Annotated in this window: 12 protein-coding genes; 5 read left to right on the plus strand and 7 right to left on the minus strand. The window is 51.4% G+C overall.

Translation table 11 applies throughout. The annotated features are described in order from the left end of the window. Window positions 1-86 precede the first annotated feature (86 nt). From ACJHX4_RS11110 to araC, 7 genes are all read right to left on the minus strand, one after another. On the minus strand, window positions 87-851 hold the full coding sequence (locus ACJHX4_RS11110; protein WP_001148411.1) for a DedA family protein: 765 nt from the start codon (window positions 849-851) through the stop codon (window positions 87-89). Between the two features lie 183 nt (window positions 852-1,034). Next, the gene (locus ACJHX4_RS11115; RefSeq protein WP_000353207.1) at window positions 1,035-2,522 is read right to left on the minus strand and encodes a tripartite tricarboxylate transporter permease; all 1,488 of its coding nucleotides are present in this window, start codon (window positions 2,520-2,522) and stop codon (window positions 1,035-1,037) included. A gap of 9 nt (window positions 2,523-2,531) precedes the next feature. Next, window positions 2,532-2,969: a tripartite tricarboxylate transporter TctB family protein gene (locus ACJHX4_RS11120; RefSeq protein ID WP_001220296.1), complete on the minus strand. Its 438-nt coding sequence runs from the start codon at window positions 2,967-2,969 to the stop codon at window positions 2,532-2,534. A 48-nt stretch (window positions 2,970-3,017) separates the two neighbouring features. Continuing rightward, window positions 3,018-3,971, minus strand: a complete 954-nt coding sequence (locus tag ACJHX4_RS11125) for a tripartite tricarboxylate transporter substrate binding protein (RefSeq protein ID WP_000831650.1) — start codon at window positions 3,969-3,971, stop codon at window positions 3,018-3,020. Window positions 3,972-4,025: 54 nt separating this feature from the next. Then, window positions 4,026-4,949, minus strand: coding sequence for a dihydrodipicolinate synthase family protein (locus ACJHX4_RS11130; protein ID WP_000848327.1), 924 nt, complete (start codon window positions 4,947-4,949; stop codon window positions 4,026-4,028). Window positions 4,950-4,974: 25 nt separating this feature from the next. After that, window positions 4,975-6,207 carry a PfkB family carbohydrate kinase gene (locus ACJHX4_RS11135; protein WP_001531372.1) on the minus strand — a complete coding sequence of 411 codons (1,233 nt, stop codon included), beginning with the start codon at window positions 6,205-6,207 and terminating at the stop codon, window positions 4,975-4,977. A 223-nt stretch (window positions 6,208-6,430) separates the two neighbouring features. Next, a complete protein-coding gene (gene araC, locus ACJHX4_RS11140) occupies window positions 6,431-7,276 on the minus strand; it encodes an arabinose operon transcriptional regulator AraC (protein ID WP_001295762.1) in 846 nt (281 codons plus the stop codon). 338 nt (window positions 7,277-7,614) lie between these two features. Between araC and araB the strand changes: the two genes are divergently transcribed. From araB to rapA, 5 genes are all read left to right on the plus strand, one after another. After that, on the plus strand, window positions 7,615-9,315 hold the full coding sequence (gene araB / locus ACJHX4_RS11145) for a ribulokinase (RefSeq protein WP_000951881.1): 1,701 nt from the start codon (window positions 7,615-7,617) through the stop codon (window positions 9,313-9,315). Between the two features lie 10 nt (window positions 9,316-9,325). Then, entirely contained in the window at window positions 9,326-10,828 is a 1,503-nt protein-coding gene (gene araA, locus ACJHX4_RS11150) for an L-arabinose isomerase (RefSeq protein ID WP_000151734.1), read from the plus strand. Between the two features lie 114 nt (window positions 10,829-10,942). Beyond that, window positions 10,943-11,638 carry an L-ribulose-5-phosphate 4-epimerase gene (araD, locus tag ACJHX4_RS11155; protein WP_000888692.1) on the plus strand — a complete coding sequence of 232 codons (696 nt, stop codon included), beginning with the start codon at window positions 10,943-10,945 and terminating at the stop codon, window positions 11,636-11,638. Between the two features lie 74 nt (window positions 11,639-11,712). Beyond that, window positions 11,713-14,064 (plus strand): DNA polymerase II, encoded by a 2,352-nt coding sequence (gene polB, locus ACJHX4_RS11160; protein WP_000035602.1) that lies wholly within the window; start codon window positions 11,713-11,715, stop codon window positions 14,062-14,064. A 164-nt stretch (window positions 14,065-14,228) separates the two neighbouring features. Next, on the plus strand, window positions 14,229-17,135 hold the full coding sequence (rapA, locus tag ACJHX4_RS11165; protein ID WP_001117001.1) for an RNA polymerase-associated protein RapA: 2,907 nt from the start codon (window positions 14,229-14,231) through the stop codon (window positions 17,133-17,135). The last annotated feature ends 6 nt before the right edge of the window (window positions 17,136-17,141 follow it).

The following is a 17,141-nucleotide window of genomic DNA, read 5'->3' on the forward strand; positions in this document are numbered from 1 at the left end:
CCTTATCCGACCTACAGGTAGTGCGTTTTGTAGGCCTGATAAGACGCAGCAAGCGTCGCATCAGGCAACCCGCACAAGGCTATCCTCTAAACCCCAACCACTTTACGCAAAATATCGATATACACCGGCATCAACGGGTGGCGAATTAACACCACCAGCGCCACCACGCCGATGGCAGAAATCAACGGCGTCAGCCACAACAAACGACCGCGGGACAAATAATGACTCAAACGGTCAGTCGCTTTACCGCTGCGCCATAACCGCCAGCACAGCCAGCCACCAACCCACAACAATACCGCCGTCACCAGCAGCAACCATTTAAACTCACCGCTCTGCATCCCGGCAGGAATATCGATCGCCGCACCCGCCAGAATCCCCGGCAGGAAGTAAAACGGTGGCCATAACAGGCAGCCGATAATATTTGGCGTAATAAATTTCGCCACCGGCAGATCCAGCATCCCTGCCACCATTGGCACCAGCGGACGCGTCGGGCCGACAAAACGACCGACCAGAATGGTGAACATGCTGTGCTGATGCAGCGCATGTTCGGTTTTATCGAGTAATGCTTTGTTCTTCTTCAGAAATGACCAGCGATGCAACGGCTTTTTAAAACGCCAGCCCAGCCAGAAGGAGATCCAGTCGCCCAGCAGGCAACCGACGATCCCTGCCAGCCAGGCGTGCCAGAAACTTAACTCACCGCTGCCAATCAACGCTCCCAGCCCCGCCATCAGCACCGTACCGGGCAGAATCAAACCGACCAGCGCCAGCGACTCCAGAAAGGCCACCAACACCACCGCCATCAATGAATACACGGTGGATTGGGTAATAAAGTGTTCCAGCAATGCTTGCATAATGTGCCCGGTTGATGAATTCGTCGTGGATTGTGCAAAGTGGTGGTATTCAGGTCAATCTATTCTTTGTATGAATATATTCCTGCAACGCGAATCATTTAGAGTATAAATTTAGCAGTCACGCAGGATTTTACTTAGGGGAAGGCAGACCATCCACAACTTGGATGGTCTGAAAACAACGGATTAACGGCTAAATGAACGGTAGATATTGCGTCCTTGCAACGCGACAACCAAAAAGAAACAGACAGCCAGTGCCATAGATACCGGGCGCTCAACAAACGCCAGCCATTCGCCATTAGACTTAATCATTGAAGATAATAAGTTTTTTTCCAACATTGGCCCAAGAATCATCCCCAGAATAATGGGCGAAACCGGGTATTCCTTACGTTGTAACCAGTATCCAAGAACCCCCATGACCAACATGACAACGACAGAAGCACCCGAGTTATCGATAGCAAATGCACCGACAATACTGAAAATCAGAATAATCGGGTACAGAATCGCTTTATCAATCCAGATGATGCGTTTGATGAAACTGACCGCAATTGTGGCTAACGGTAGTAATGCAATATTGGCGATCAGAAACAAGATAAATACGGCATAAAGTTTATCTGCCTGGAACAGAAATAATGTCGGCCCTGGATTCATATCCTTCATATAGAGCACGCCGATGATAATTGCAGCGGCAGAATCGCCCGGAATACCGAAAACTAATGAAGGGATCCAACTCCCCGCCAGACTGGCGTTGTTACTGCTCGAGGAATCAACAATTGCCTCCTCAGATCCATGCCCATATAACTCCTGCTGGCGAGAGAATTTTTTTGAAATGGCGTAACTTATCCACGCAGCAATATCCGCTCCAGCGCCGGGTAATGCTCCGATAAGCGTACCGATAATACTACTTCGGCCAAGATTTAATTTTCGTGACCAAATCACCTGCCCCATTCCCTTGAATAAATTAATCCCCGTTTGCGTTTGTGGCACAACACCACTTACCTGGCTAATTTTGTCACGATAATATTCAATTGCGCCGGATATCGCGAACAGACCAATCATCGCCGGGATAAAGTTCACCCCTTGTAACAGGCTGATTTGACCAAACGTAAAACGTGGAACTCCGGATATTTGATCATAACCGATACACGCCAGTAATAATCCCAAACATAAGGTCACCATGCCTTTCAGTGGTTGATTACCCACAACCAGAGTCGCGCAAGTTAAGCCTAAAAGAGAAAGCCATGTGTATTCATAAGAACTAAAATTAAGGGCAAATTTCGCCAGTACAGGCGCAGCCAACATCAAAATAAGTGATCCAATCACGCCACCAATGACCGAACTCACCAGCCCAAGTCCCAATACGCGATTCACCTTCCCTTGCTTGACCAGTTCATTTGAATCAGCAACATAAGCCGCCGAAGCAGGTGTCCCTGGTATACGCAAAAGTGCGCCGGGGATATCTCCGGCATAAATGGATGACGCACCAACGGCAATCATTAATGCCAGGGCGGGAATAGGATCAAGAAAGAAGGTAAAAGGCACCATTAGTGCAACCGCCATCGTTGCGGTCAATCCAGGGATGGCCCCCACAAATAACCCAAAGGCCGTAGCAGCAATAATGGCCAGAATGGCATTCAAATTAATATACGTTAGTGCCTGAATCAAAATATCCATATTGCATCCTTAAAACAAGATTCCTTCAGGAAAGGCGACCAACAACACTCTGGCAAAAATGAACCAGATAATAAGAGATGCCGATATCGAAACGATAACGGAATGCAAAAGTCTGACACCTCGTATTTTCATTAAAATAAAAAGCAACAAAAATGAGCAAATCACAAAGCCGAGAATATCTAACAGTAATACAAACAGTAGTACCACTGTAATAACCAGTAAAAGTGCTTTCACTTCATCAAAAGTTAAAGAAACTTTGTTACGGTGCCGGTGTTTAATATCTATCGCTACATCAATAGCCGCTAAAAACAACAACAATCCACTGATGATGCAAGGCATAAATCCAGCGCCATACTGCGATATGCCTCCATATTGCGTTATGCTCCAGCCAAAAATAAACATGGCAAAAATCAGCAGAAATAACGGCGTTATCGGTATTATGCGCATAATGCTATCCCTGTAATTTGGCGGCGATATATTCACCGCCCTGTCTGATTAACCTTTGATTTTGGCTATTAATTTTCCGTATCTGGCATCTTCATCTGCCATAAATGTCGTCATCTCTTTGCCATACAGCGGGTAAACTTCGAAACCCTGTTTGGTAGCGAATTCTTGTAATTTCCCCTGCGCAAACACTGCCTGCATAGCGGCAGTTAATTTTTGTGAGACCTCTTCAGGAGTACCCGCCGGAACCACTAAGGCATTCCATGTCGCCAAATGATATTTATAGCCAGTTGCTTGTTGGAATACTGGAAGATCTTTATAAAGCCCTGCTGATTTTTCTGCCATGGTCGCTAAATTACGCACCATTTTGGCATCGACCATACTTTTCGCTTCGCCTGGTGATGACGTTGTAAAATCTATACCACCGGAAACCAGTTCCATCAGTGCAGAACTGGAACCTTCAGAAGGCACCCAGGTCACGGCAGAAGGCGGAAGCCCCATACTGTCGAGCATACCTATCAAGTTCAGATGCCAGCCGGAATTTAACCCGCTACCCGATGCTTTTAACTTACCTGGATTCGCCTTGATGTAGTCGGTCATCTGGACGATATTTTCGAACTGCGAATTTGCTGCGACTTGCACGCCTCCCAGATTCACTGCCAGCCGTGTAATTGGCGTGTAGTTCTGATACGTTAACGCCGTCATCCCCTGATGGTGCATCATGGTGATTTCTACCGTCGCAATTCCCAGGGTATAGCCATCCGCTTTAGCTTTCGCAATGGCATCATGGCCAACCACCCCAGCACCTCCCGTGCGATTCACCACGTTGACATTCACTTTCAACTCTTTTTGCAGCCCTTCTGCCACCAGGCGTGCAACCGTATCGGTATTTCCTCCCGCGCCCCAGGGGACAATGATTTGGATTGGTTTTTCTGGCCATGCAGCCAGCGCGGAACCTGAAACCAGCAGTGAAGCAACGGCACAACTCATCAGGGTTCGTTTCATATTTGTAGACTCCTGTCTTAATTATTTTTTAATAACAGCAAGTGCTGTCGGATATTAATATTTGAGTTGTTGACGCTGGAAATCTGCGGCATCAGCAATTTGTTTTAGCACCACCTCCAGCCCCCAATATTTTTTCAGCACATCGTCAGCCGTTACCCGGCAATGAACACAGTCAAATGTTCCTCGCTGCTGATGAAATATTTTGGCATTTTTCGGATAGCCAATATTTTCACTGACGGCACTCAGCGATAAAAACCAGGCGAGTTGTTTTGCCTCTTCAGGGTGTTGTTTTCCTTCAAGCCAAAGCCAGTGATACAAGTCAGGATGAAAGTTGGCAAAGACGCCACAAAAACCTTTCGAACCTGCAAGCATCGCCTCCCAGGCAATGGCAGCATTAGCATTAACAATCGTCATTGGCGTGTGCTGAGTTAATTGCACCCGTCGCGTCACTGTAGGTAGATCACAACTGACGTCTTTTAAGATTTGAAAACGCCCGCTTTGTGCGCAGTAAAGCAGTTCCTCATCGGTTAATAAGCGGCGATACGGGGCCGGGCATTCATACAGACCCAGCGCCATACTTTCGGGTAATGACATCAATAGCGCATCAAGCGTACGGAGGAATACCGTGGTACCTTCGTTATGTGGATCAAGATGATTCGTCACTAACACCAGCGCATCAATGCCCGTTGCCGCCATAGCATTGAGCTCCTGAATTTGCTGTTCCAGATCATCAGAAATATGCCCGGACGCAATAACCGGTACTCGTTGTTGGCTATATTCAACCACAAAGCTCGCCAGCTCCACGCGCTCTTCTAAAGTTAAATACTGCATTTCACTGGACTGACACACGGCAAATAACGCGTCGGCACCGTTTTCGATATACCAGTCAATTAGCCGTTTAAGACCCAGGTAATCAATTTTATTATCCGCCGTAAAAGGCGTTAGCATTACCGGAATAATCCCTTCAATTGTTTTCATATTTCATCCTTCGTTCAGTGAAACATCAGAAAGTCTGAATGGCAACATTCTGCTGCTGAATTCTGGCATCCACCAGAGAGATATCAGGCATATTGGCTGCCCCTTCTTTTTCTACTGCCAGCGAAGCGAAAGCGCTGGCATACCAGGCTGCTTTAACAAGTGATTCTCCCTTCGCCAGTGCGGCGGCGAGCGCGCCATTAAACGCATCACCCGCACCTGTTGTATCTACAGCGACTGCCGAAAATGCCGGAATATGCGCACATTGTTGCCCGTCATAAATTAATGCACCTCGTTTTCCCATCGTAATAATTACTGAACATTGCCCGGCATTATAAATATGCTTCGCAGCCTTCACAGCATCAGAAATATTGTCAATTACCATACCTGACATCGCCGATGCTTCGGTTTCATTTGGCGTCACAATATCAATAAAAGGTAATAATGTGGCGACATCACTGGACCACGGTGCAGGATTTAAAATCGTTGTCACCTGCATTTTTTGAGCACATTTTAATGCCAGTTGAGTAGCGGCAAGATTATTTTCCATCTGTACAATGAATACATCGGACTCGGCTATAAAGTGAGAAAGTTGAATAATATCGTTATCACTTAATTCATGATTTGCCCCTGGAGACATAGCAATCATGTTTTCACCTTCATCATTTACATAAATGACCGCACAACCGGTGGTAGATAGTTCAGACTCATAAAAAGTAAATGAACCAATACCAATGGACTCAATATGATTGCGGGCAAAATGATTAAACTGATCGCGACCAATCTTACAGGCGAAGTGTATTTGCGCACCTGCCCGATGAGCGGCTAGTGCCTGATTCGCGCCTTTACCCCCCGGCCCCATGGTAGTTTCCCTGGCCACTAACGTTTCGCCTTCATTCGGGAAGCGATACACTTTCGCCACAATATCGACGTTAAATGATCCTAACACACAAACTTTACCTACCATTCGGCGTCCTTTATCATCAAGCGAGGTTAAATAGCCAATACCCTGCTGTTGTTGCTTGATAAGCAAACTCATATCGACATACTCTTGTTGCGAAAGCGCATTTTGCATTAAATGTTTTTTCAATGAGACGCCTCCATGATGACGACTCACTACACCACGCTTTTGCAACCACGCTAAATCTGTCCGAATCGTCTCTTTGGTAACAGAAAAATAGTTAGCTAAATCGCTAACACTGCACTCATCCTTGTTGCGAAGTAACCGGACAATATATTCACGACGGGTATCCCGATACATAAGTCTTCCTTTTTGATTTTATTATCACTAAAAAAGAAATTGTTATCGGGATTTTTATCAAGAAAAAAACAGGCAAGCAAAAACAAACAAAAATATTATTCAGGCGAAACGATTCACCTAAAGATAATTAATATTTAGCTTACAAATAAAATAAAATTAATTATCCGTAACATATATAAATAACGTCAGGTAACGAAAGTAAGAGACTCCCCCTTCTTTCTTATTATTCACATCCAGCCCTAAACTCGCTCGGGCTGGCCCCGGTGCATTTTTTAAATACTCGCGAGAAATAGAGTTGATCGTCAAAACCGACATTGCGACCGACTGTGGCGATAGGCATCCGGGTGGTGCTCAAAAGCAGCTTCGCCTGACTGATGCGCTGGTCCTCGCGCCAGCTTAATACGCTAATCCCTAACTGCTGGCGGAACAAATGCGACAGACGCGACGGCGACAGGCAGACATGCTGTGCGACGCTGGCGATATCAAAATTACTGTCTGCCAGGTGATCGCTGATGTACTGACAAGCCTCGCGTACCCGATTATCCATCGGCGGATGGAGCGACTCGTTAATCGCTTCCATGCGCCGCAGTAACAATTGCTCAAGCAGATTTATCGCCAGCAATTCCGAATAGCGCCCTTCCCCTTGTCCGGCATTAATGATTTGCCCAAACAGGTCGCTGAAATGCGGCTGGTGCGCTTCATCCGGGCGAAAGAAACCGGTATTGGCAAATATCGACGGCCAGTTAACCCATTCATGCCAGTAGGCGCGCGGACGAAAGTAAACCCACTGGTGATACCATTCGTGAGCCTCCGGATGACGACCGTAGTGATGAATCTCTCCTGGCGGGAACAGCAAAATATCACCCGGTCGGCAGACAAATTCTCGTCCCTGGTTTTTCACTATGCCCTGACCGCGAATGGTGAGATTGAGAATATAACCTTTCATTCCCAGCGGTCGGTCGATAAAAAAATCGAGATAACCGTTGGCCTCAATCGGCGTTAAACCCGCCACCAGATGGGCGTTAAACGAGTATCCCGGCAGCAGGGGATCATTTTGCGCTTCAGCCATACTTTTCATACTCCCGCCATTCAGAGAAGAAACCAATTGTCCATATTGCATCAGACATTGCCGTCACTGCGTCTTTTACTGGCTCTTCTCGCTGACCCAACCGGTAACCCCGCTTATTAAAAGCATTCTGTAACAAAGCGGGACCAAAGCCATGACAAAAACGCGTAATAAAAGTGTCTATAATCACGGCAGAAAAGTCCACATTGATTATTTGCACGGCGTCACACTTTGCTATGCCATAGCATTTTTATCCATAAGATTAGCGGATCCAGCCTGACGTTTTTTTTCGCAACTCTCTACTGTTTCTCCATACCCGTTTTTTTGGATGGAGTGAAACGATGGCGATTGCAATTGGCCTCGATTTTGGCAGTGATTCTGTGCGAGCTTTGGCGGTGGAATGCGCCACTGGTGAAGAGATCGCCACCAGCGTAGAGTGGTATCCCCGTTGGCAGAACGGGCAATTTTGTGATGCCCCGAATAACCAGTTCCGTCATCATCCGCGTGACTACATTGAGTCAATGGAAGCGGCGCTGAAAACTGTGCTTGCAGAGCTTTGCGTCGAACAGCGCGCAGCTGTGGTCGGGATTGGCGTTGACACAACCGGCTCGACGCCCGCACCGATTGACGCCGACGGCAACGTGTTGGCGCTGCGCCCGGAGTTTGCCGAGAACCCGAACGCGATGTTCGTATTGTGGAAAGACCACACCGCGGTTGAAGAAGCGGAAGAGATTACCCGCTTATGTCACACGCCGGGCAACGTTGACTACTCCCGCAATATTGGCGGTATTTATTCCAGCGAATGGTTCTGGGCAAAAATCCTGCATGTAACTCGCCAGGACAACGCCGTGGCACAATCTGCCGCATCATGGATTGAGCTGTGCGACTGGGTGCCAGCTCTGCTTTCCGGTACCACCCGCCCGCAGGATATTCGTCGCGGACGTTGCAGCGCCGGGCATAAATCTCTGTGGCACGAAAGCTGGGGTGGCCTGCCGCCAGCCAGTTTCTTTGATGAGCTGGACCCGATCCTCAATCGCCATTTGCCTTCCCCGCTGTTCACTGATACCTGGACTGCCGATATTCCGGTGGGCACCTTATGCCCGGAATGGGCGCAGCGTCTCGGCCTGCCTGAAAGCGTAGTGATTTCCGGCGGCGCGTTTGACTGCCATATGGGCGCAGTTGGCGCAGGCGCACAGCCTAACGCACTGGTAAAAGTTATCGGTACTTCCACCTGTGACATTCTGATTGCCGACAAACAGAGCGTTGGCGAGCGGGCAGTGAAAGGTATTTGCGGTCAGGTTGATGGCAGCGTGGTGCCTGGATTTATCGGTCTGGAAGCAGGCCAATCGGCGTTTGGGGATATCTACGCCTGGTTTGGTCGCGTACTCGGCTGGCCGCTGGAACAGCTTGCCGCCCAGCATCCGGAACTGAAAGAGCAAATCAACGCCAGCCAGAAACAACTGCTTCCGGCGCTGACCGAAGTATGGGCTCAAAATCCGTCTCTGGATCACCTACCGGTGGTGCTCGACTGGTTTAACGGCCGCCGCACACCGAACGCTAACCAACGCCTGAAAGGGGTGATTACCGATCTGAACCTCGCTACCGACGCTCCGCTGCTGTTCGGCGGTTTGATTGCTGCCACCGCCTTTGGCGCACGCGCAATCATGGAGTGCTTTACCGATCAGGGGATCGCCGTCAATAACGTGATGGCGCTGGGCGGCATCGCGCGGAAAAACCAGGTCATTATGCAGGCCTGCTGCGACGTGCTGAATCGCCCGCTGCAAATTGTTGCCTCTGACCAGTGCTGTGCGCTCGGTGCGGCGATTTTTGCTGCTGTCGCCGCGAAAGTGCACGCAGACATCCCATCAGCCCAGCAAAAAATGGCCAGTGCGGTAGAGAAAACCCTGCAACCGCGCAGCGAACAGGCACAACGCTTTGAACAGCTTTATCGCCGCTATCAGCAATGGGCGATGAGCGCCGAACAACACTATCTTCCAACTTCCGCCCCGGCACAGGCTGCCCAGGCCGTTCCGACTCTATAAGGACACGACAATGACGATTTTTGATAATTATGAAGTGTGGTTTGTAATTGGCAGCCAGCATCTTTACGGCCCGGAGACTCTGCGCCAGGTGACGCAACATGCGGAACACGTTGTTAATGCACTGAATACAGAAGCGAAGTTGCCCTGCAAACTGGTGCTGAAACCGCTGGGCACCACGCCGGATGAAATCACCGCTATTTGCCGCGACGCGAATTACGACGATCGTTGCGCTGGTCTGGTGGTGTGGCTGCACACTTTCTCCCCGGCCAAAATGTGGATCAACGGCCTGACCATGCTCAACAAACCGTTGCTGCAATTCCACACCCAGTTCAACGCGGCGCTGCCGTGGGACAGCATCGACATGGACTTTATGAACCTGAACCAGACCGCGCATGGCGGTCGCGAGTTCGGCTTCATCGGCGCGCGTATGCGTCAGCAACATGCCGTTGTTACCGGTCACTGGCAGGATAAACAAGCACATGAGCGTATCGGCTCCTGGATGCGTCAGGCGGTCTCTAAACAGGATACCCGTCATCTGAAAGTCTGCCGTTTTGGCGATAACATGCGTGAAGTAGCGGTCACCGATGGCGATAAAGTTGCCGCACAGATCAAGTTTGGTTTCTCCGTCAATACCTGGGCGGTTGGCGATCTGGTGCAGGTGGTGAACTCCATCAGCGACGGCGATGTTAACGCGCTGGTCGATGAGTACGAAAGCTGCTACACCATGACACCTGCCACACAAATCCACGGCGAAAAACGACAGAACGTGCTGGAAGCGGCGCGTATTGAGCTGGGGATGAAGCGTTTCCTGGAACAGGGTGGCTTCCACGCTTTCACTACTACCTTTGAAGATTTGCACGGCCTGAAACAGCTTCCTGGTCTGGCCGTACAGCGTCTGATGCAGCAGGGCTACGGCTTTGCGGGCGAAGGCGACTGGAAAACTGCCGCCCTGCTTCGCATCATGAAGGTGATGTCAACCGGTCTGCAGGGCGGCACCTCCTTTATGGAGGACTACACCTATCACTTCGAGAAAGGTAATGACCTGGTACTCGGCTCCCATATGCTGGAAGTCTGCCCGTCGATCGCTGTGGAAGAGAAACCGATCCTCGACGTTCAGCACCTTGGTATTGGCGGTAAAGACGACCCGGCTCGCCTGATCTTCAATACTCAAACTGGTCCGGCCATTGTCGCCAGCCTGATTGATCTCGGCGATCGTTATCGTCTGCTGGTTAACTGCATCGACACGGTGAAAACACCGCACTCCCTGCCGAAACTGCCGGTGGCGAATGCGCTGTGGAAAGCGCAACCGGATCTGCCGACCGCTTCCGAAGCGTGGATCCTTGCCGGTGGCGCGCACCATACCGTCTTCAGCCATGCGCTGAACCTCAACGATATGCGCCAGTTCGCCGAGATGCACGACATTGAAATCACGGTGATTGATAACGATACCCGCCTTCCAGCGTTTAAAGACGCGCTGCGCTGGAACGAAGTGTATTACGGATTTCGTCGCTAAGTAGCCGCATCAGGTATGTAACGCCTGATGCGACGCCGACGCGTCTTATCAGGCCTACACGCTGCGATTTTGTAGGCCGGATAAGCAAATCGCATCCGGCACGAAGGAGTCAACATGTTAGAAGATCTCAAACGCCAGGTATTAGAAGCCAACCTGGCGCTGCCAAAACACAACCTGGTCACGCTCACCTGGGGCAACGTCAGCGCCGTTGATCGCGGGCGCGGCGTCTTTGTGATCAAACCTTCCGGCGTCGACTACAGCATCATGACCGCTGACGATATGGTCGTGGTCAGCATCGAAACCGGTGAAGTGGTTGAAGGTACGAAAAAGCCCTCCTCCGACACGCCAACTCACCGGCTGCTCTATCAGGCATTCCCGTCCATTGGCGGCATTGTGCACACACACTCGCGCCACGCCACCATCTGGGCGCAGGCGGGTCAGTCAATTCCGGCAACCGGTACCACCCACGCCGACTATTTCTACGGTCCCATTCCCTGCACCCGCAAAATGACCGACGCAGAAATCAACGGTGAATATGAGTGGGAAACCGGTAACGTCATCGTAGAAACCTTCGAAAAACAGGGTATCGATGCAGCGCAAATGCCCGGCGTCCTGGTCCATTCTCACGGCCCATTTGCATGGGGCAAAAATGCCGAAGATGCGGTGCATAATGCCATCGTGCTGGAAGAGGTCGCTTATATGGGTATATTCTGCCGTCAGTTAGCGCCGCAGTTACCGGATATGCAGCAAACGCTGCTGGATAAACACTATCTGCGTAAGCATGGCGCGAAGGCATATTACGGGCAGTAATGACTGTATAAAACCACAGCCAATCAAACGAAACCAGGCTATAATCAAGCCTGGTTTTTTATTGGATTTTCAGCGTGGCGCAGGCAGGTTTTATCTTAACCCGACACTGGCGGGACACCCCGCAAGGGACCGAAGTTTCCTTCTGGCTGGCGACGGACAACGGGCCGTTGCAGGTTTTCCTTGCGCCGCAAGAGTCCGTGGCGTTTATTCCTGCCGATCAGGTTCCCCGCGCTCAGCATATTTTGCAGGGTGAACAAGGCTTTCGCCTGACGCCGCTGGCGTTAAAAGATTTTCACCGCCAGCCGGTGTATGGCCTTTACTGTCGCGCCCATCGCCAGTTGATGAATTACGAAAAGCGCCTGCGTGAAGGTGGCGTTACCGTCTACGAGGCCGATGTGCGCCCGCCAGAACGCTATCTGATGGAGCGATTTATCACCTCACCGGTGTGGGTCGAGGGTGATATGCGCAATGGCGCTATCGTTAATGCCCGTCTGAAACCGCATCCCGACTATCGTCCGCCGCTCAAGTGGGTTTCTATTGATATTGAAACCACCCGCCACGGTGAGCTGTACTGCATCGGCCTGGAAGGTTGCGGGCAGCGTATCGTTTATATGCTGGGGCCAGAGAATGGCGACGCCTCCGCGCTCGATTTTGAACTGGAATACGTCGCCAGCCGCCCGCTGCTACTGGAAAAACTTAACGCCTGGTTTGCCAACTACGATCCTGATGTGATCATCGGTTGGAACGTGGTGCAGTTCGATCTGCGAATGCTGCAAAAACATGCCGAGCGTTACCGTATTCCGCTGCGGCTGGGGCGTGATAACAGTGAGCTGGAGTGGCGCGAGCACGGCTTTAAAAACGGTGTGTTTTTTGCTCAGGTTAAAGGTCGGCTAATTATCGACGGTATCGAGGCGCTGAAATCCGCGTTCTGGAATTTCTCTTCATTCTCGCTGGAAACCGTCGCTCAGGAGTTATTAGGCGAAGGAAAATCTATCGATAACCCGTGGGATCGAATGGACGAAATTGACCGCCGTTTCGCCGAAGATAAACCTGCGCTGGCAACTTATAACCTGAAAGATTGCGAGCTGGTGACGCAGATCTTCCACAAAACTGAAATTATGCCGTTTTTGCTCGAACGGGCGACGGTGAACGGCCTGCCGGTGGATCGACACGGCGGTTCGGTGGCAGCGTTTGGTCATCTCTATTTTCCCCGTATGCATCGCGCTGGTTATGTCGCGCCTAATCTCGGCGAAGTGCCGCCGCACGCCAGCCCTGGCGGCTACGTGATGGATTCGCGACCTGGGCTTTATGATTCGGTGCTGGTGCTGGACTACAAAAGCCTGTACCCGTCGATCATCCGCACCTTTCTGATTGATCCCGTCGGGCTGGTGGAAGGCATGGCGCAGCCTGATCCAGAGCACAGTACCGAAGGTTTTCTCGATGCGTGGTTCTCACGGGAGAAACATTGCCTGCCGGAGATTGTGACTAACATCTGGCACGGGCGCGATGAAGCCAAACGTCAGGGTAATAAGCCGCTTTCGCAGGCGCTGAAGATCATTATGAATGCCTTTTATGGTGTGCTCGGCACCACCGCCTGCCGTTTCTTCGATCCACGCCTGGCATCGTCGATCACCATGCGTGGTCATCAGATCATGCGGCAAACCAAAACGTTGATTGAAGCGCAGGGCTATGACGTTATCTACGGCGATACCGACTCAACGTTTGTCTGGCTGAAAGGTGCACATTCGGAAGAAGAAGCAGCGAAAATCGGTCGTGCACTGGTGCAGCACGTTAACGCCTGGTGGGCGGAAACGCTGCAAAAACAACGGCTGACCAGCGCACTGGAACTGGAGTATGAAACCCATTTCTGCCGTTTTCTGATGCCAACCATTCGCGGGGCCGATACCGGCAGCAAAAAGCGCTACGCCGGACTGATTCAGGAGGGCGACAAACAGCGGATGGTGTTTAAAGGGCTGGAAACCGTGCGCACCGACTGGACGCCACTGGCCCAGCAGTTTCAGCAGGAGCTTTACCTGCGTATCTTCCGCAACGAGCCATATCAGGAATACGTGCGTGAAACCATCGACAAACTGATGGCGGGTGAACTGGATGCGCGGCTGGTTTACCGTAAACGCCTTCGCCGTCCGCTGAGCGAATATCAGCGTAATGTGCCGCCTCATGTACGCGCCGCTCGCCTTGCCGATGAAGAAAACCATAAGCGCGGTCGCCCCTTGCAATATCAGAACCGCGGCACCATTAAGTACGTATGGACCACCAACGGCCCGGAGCCGCTGGACTACCAACGTTCACCACTGGATTACGAACACTATCTGACCCGCCAGCTACAACCCGTAGCGGAGGGAATACTCCCTTTTATTGAGGATAATTTTGCTACACTTATGACCGGGCAACTTGGGCTATTTTGAGCAAAAAAAAGAGTTCGCCAGATACCATTTTGATGCGTGACGAATGCTTTGCCATCCAGTACCATAGCGCCCTTTCCATTCCTGGACCTGAATAACACCACTACCTCATAAGCACGGTAGCGGGTGGTTATTGCCTGCAATTAAAGATATAGAGCCGAACACATATGCCTTTTACACTTGGTCAACGCTGGATCAGCGATACAGAAAGCGAATTGGGACTTGGAACCGTTGTCGCGGTGGATGCGCGAACTGTCACTTTACTTTTCCCATCTACTGGTGAAAACCGTCTGTACGCACGCAGTGATTCCCCCGTGACCCGCGTGATGTTCAACCCTGGTGATACCATTACCAGCCATGACGGCTGGCAGATGCAAGTCGAAGAAGTAAAAGAAGAAAATGGCTTGCTGACCTATATCGGTACTCGCCTTGATACTGAAGAGTCCGGCGTGGCCCTGCGTGAAGTTTTCCTTGATAGCAAACTGGTGTTCAGCAAACCGCAGGACCGTCTGTTTGCCGGGCAGATTGACCGTATGGACCGCTTTGCGCTGCGTTATCGCGCGCGTAAGTATTCCAGCGAACAGTTCCGTATGCCGTACAGCGGCCTGCGCGGTCAGCGTACCAGCCTGATCCCGCACCAGCTCAACATCGCTCATGATGTTGGTCGCCGCCACGCGCCGCGCGTCCTGTTGGCTGACGAAGTGGGTTTAGGGAAAACCATTGAGGCCGGGATGATCCTGCATCAGCAACTGCTCTCTGGCGCTGCTGAACGTGTGCTGATTATCGTCCCGGAAACCTTACAGCATCAGTGGCTGGTAGAAATGCTGCGCCGTTTCAACCTGCGCTTTGCTCTGTTTGATGATGAGCGTTATGCCGAAGCTCAGCACGATGCTTACAACCCGTTCGATACCGAGCAGCTGGTGATTTGCTCGCTGGATTTTGCCCGTCGTAGCAAACAGCGTCTGGAACATCTCTGTGAAGCCGAGTGGGATCTACTGGTGGTCGATGAAGCGCATCACCTGGTGTGGAGCGAAGATGCGCCGAGCCGTGAATATCAGGCCATTGAACAACTGGCAGAGCACGTGCCGGGCGTTCTGCTGCTGACCGCAACCCCGGAACAGCTGGGGATGGAAAGCCACTTCGCCCGTCTGCGTCTGCTGGACCCGAACCGTTTCCACGATTTTGCGCAATTCGTTGAAGAGCAGAAAAATTATCGTCCGGTTGCGGACGCCGTTGCCATGCTGCTGGCGGGTAACAAACTCAGCAATGACGAACTGAACATGCTCGGTGAGATGATCGGCGAGCAGGATATCGAGCCGCTGTTGCAAGCAGCAAACAGCGACAGCGAAGATGCCCAGAGCGCCCGTCAGGAACTGGTTTCGATGCTGATGGATCGCCACGGTACCAGCCGCGTGCTGTTCCGTAACACCCGTAACGGTGTGAAAGGCTTCCCGAAACGCGAGCTGCATACTATTAAGCTGCCACTGCCGACGCAGTATCAGACCGCTATTAAAGTCTCCGGCATTATGGGCGCACGCAAAAGTGCGGAAGATCGCGCTCGCGATATGCTCTATCCGGAGCGTATTTATCAGGAATTTGAAGGCGATAACGCCACCTGGTGGAACTTCGATCCGCGCGTTGAATGGCTGATGGGCTACCTGACCAGTCATCGCTCTCAGAAAGTGCTGGTGATCTGCGCCAAAGCGGCCACTGCGCTGCAACTGGAGCAGGTACTGCGCGAACGTGAAGGTATTCGCGCCGCAGTGTTCCACGAAGGCATGTCGATTATCGAACGTGACCGCGCTGCCGCCTGGTTTGCTGAAGAAGACACCGGTGCGCAGGTACTGCTGTGCTCGGAAATCGGTTCTGAAGGACGTAACTTCCAGTTCGCCAGCCACATGGTGATGTTTGACCTGCCATTCAACCCGGATCTGCTGGAGCAGCGTATTGGGCGTCTGGATCGTATCGGTCAGGCGCACGATATTCAGATCCATGTGCCTTATCTGGAAAAAACGGCTCAGTCGGTGCTGGTGCGCTGGTATCACGAAGGTCTGGATGCGTTCGAGCACACCTGCCCGACCGGACGCACTATTTACGATAGCGTATACAACGATCTGATTAACTATCTGGCTTCACCGGATGAGACCGAAGGCTTTGACGATCTAATCAAAAACTGCCGCGAGCAGCACGAAGCGCTGAAAGCACAACTGGAACAGGGGCGTGACCGCCTGCTGGAGATCCATTCCAACGGTGGCGAAAAAGCCCAGGCACTGGCAGAAAGCATTGAAGAGCAGGATGACGATACCAATCTGATCGCCTTCGCCATGAACCTGTTCGATATTATCGGTATCAATCAGGACGATCGCGGCGACAACATGATCGTGCTGACGCCGTCCGATCATATGCTGGTGCCGGACTTCCCTGGCCTGTCGGAAGATGGCATCACCATCACCTTCGACCGTGAAGTGGCGCTGGCGCGTGAAGATGCACAGTTTATTACCTGGGAGCATCCGCTGATCCGCAACGGTCTGGATCTGATCCTTTCTGGCGATACCGGTAGCAGCACGATTTCACTGTTGAAAAACAAAGCGTTGCCGGTAGGTACGCTGTTGGTGGAACTGATTTATGTGGTTGAAGCCCAGGCTCCGAAGCAGTTGCAGCTCAACCGCTTCCTGCCACCGACGCCGGTACGTATGCTGCTGGATAAAAACGGCAACAACCTGGCGGCGCAGGTAGAATTTGAAACCTTTAACCGTCAGCTTAACGCGGTTAACCGTCACACCGGCAGCAAGCTGGTTAACGCGGTGCAGCAGGATGTTCACGCTATCCTTCAGCTGGGGGAAGCGCAGATCGAGAAATCTGCCCGTGCATTGATTGATGCAGCGCGTAACGAAGCCGACGAAAAACTGTCTGCCGAGCTGTCTCGTCTGGAAGCGCTGCGTGCAGTTAACCCGAACATTCGTGACGACGAACTGACCGCCATTGAGAGCAACCGTCAGCAGGTAATGGAAAGCCTGGATCAGGCAGGCTGGCGTCTGGATGCCCTGCGTTTGATCGTTGTGACGCATCAGTAACGGAGC

Origin of the sequence: Escherichia sp. WS2035 (assembly GCF_046487065.1) — a bacterium.
Taxonomy (GTDB): Bacteria; Pseudomonadota; Gammaproteobacteria; order Enterobacterales; family Enterobacteriaceae; genus Escherichia; species Escherichia coli.

Coding starts and splice junctions, on each gene's coding strand:
- ACJHX4_RS11110 (WP_001148411.1), bottom strand. CDS start 851: ATGCAAGCATTGCTGGAACACTTTATTACCCAATCCACCGTGTATTCA.
- ACJHX4_RS11115 (WP_000353207.1), bottom strand. CDS start 2,522: ATGGATATTTTGATTCAGGCACTAACGTATATTAATTTGAATGCCATT.
- ACJHX4_RS11120 (WP_001220296.1), bottom strand. CDS start 2,969: ATGCGCATAATACCGATAACGCCGTTATTTCTGCTGATTTTTGCCATG.
- ACJHX4_RS11125 (WP_000831650.1), bottom strand. CDS start 3,971: ATGAAACGAACCCTGATGAGTTGTGCCGTTGCTTCACTGCTGGTTTCA.
- ACJHX4_RS11130 (WP_000848327.1), bottom strand. CDS start 4,949: ATGAAAACAATTGAAGGGATTATTCCGGTAATGCTAACGCCTTTTACG.
- ACJHX4_RS11135 (WP_001531372.1), bottom strand. CDS start 6,207: ATGTATCGGGATACCCGTCGTGAATATATTGTCCGGTTACTTCGCAAC.
- araC (WP_001295762.1), bottom strand. CDS start 7,276: ATGGCTGAAGCGCAAAATGATCCCCTGCTGCCGGGATACTCGTTTAAC.
- araB (WP_000951881.1), top strand. CDS start 7,615: ATGGCGATTGCAATTGGCCTCGATTTTGGCAGTGATTCTGTGCGAGCT.
- araA (WP_000151734.1), top strand. CDS start 9,326: ATGACGATTTTTGATAATTATGAAGTGTGGTTTGTAATTGGCAGCCAG.
- araD (WP_000888692.1), top strand. CDS start 10,943: ATGTTAGAAGATCTCAAACGCCAGGTATTAGAAGCCAACCTGGCGCTG.
- rapA (WP_001117001.1), top strand. CDS start 14,229: ATGCCTTTTACACTTGGTCAACGCTGGATCAGCGATACAGAAAGCGAA.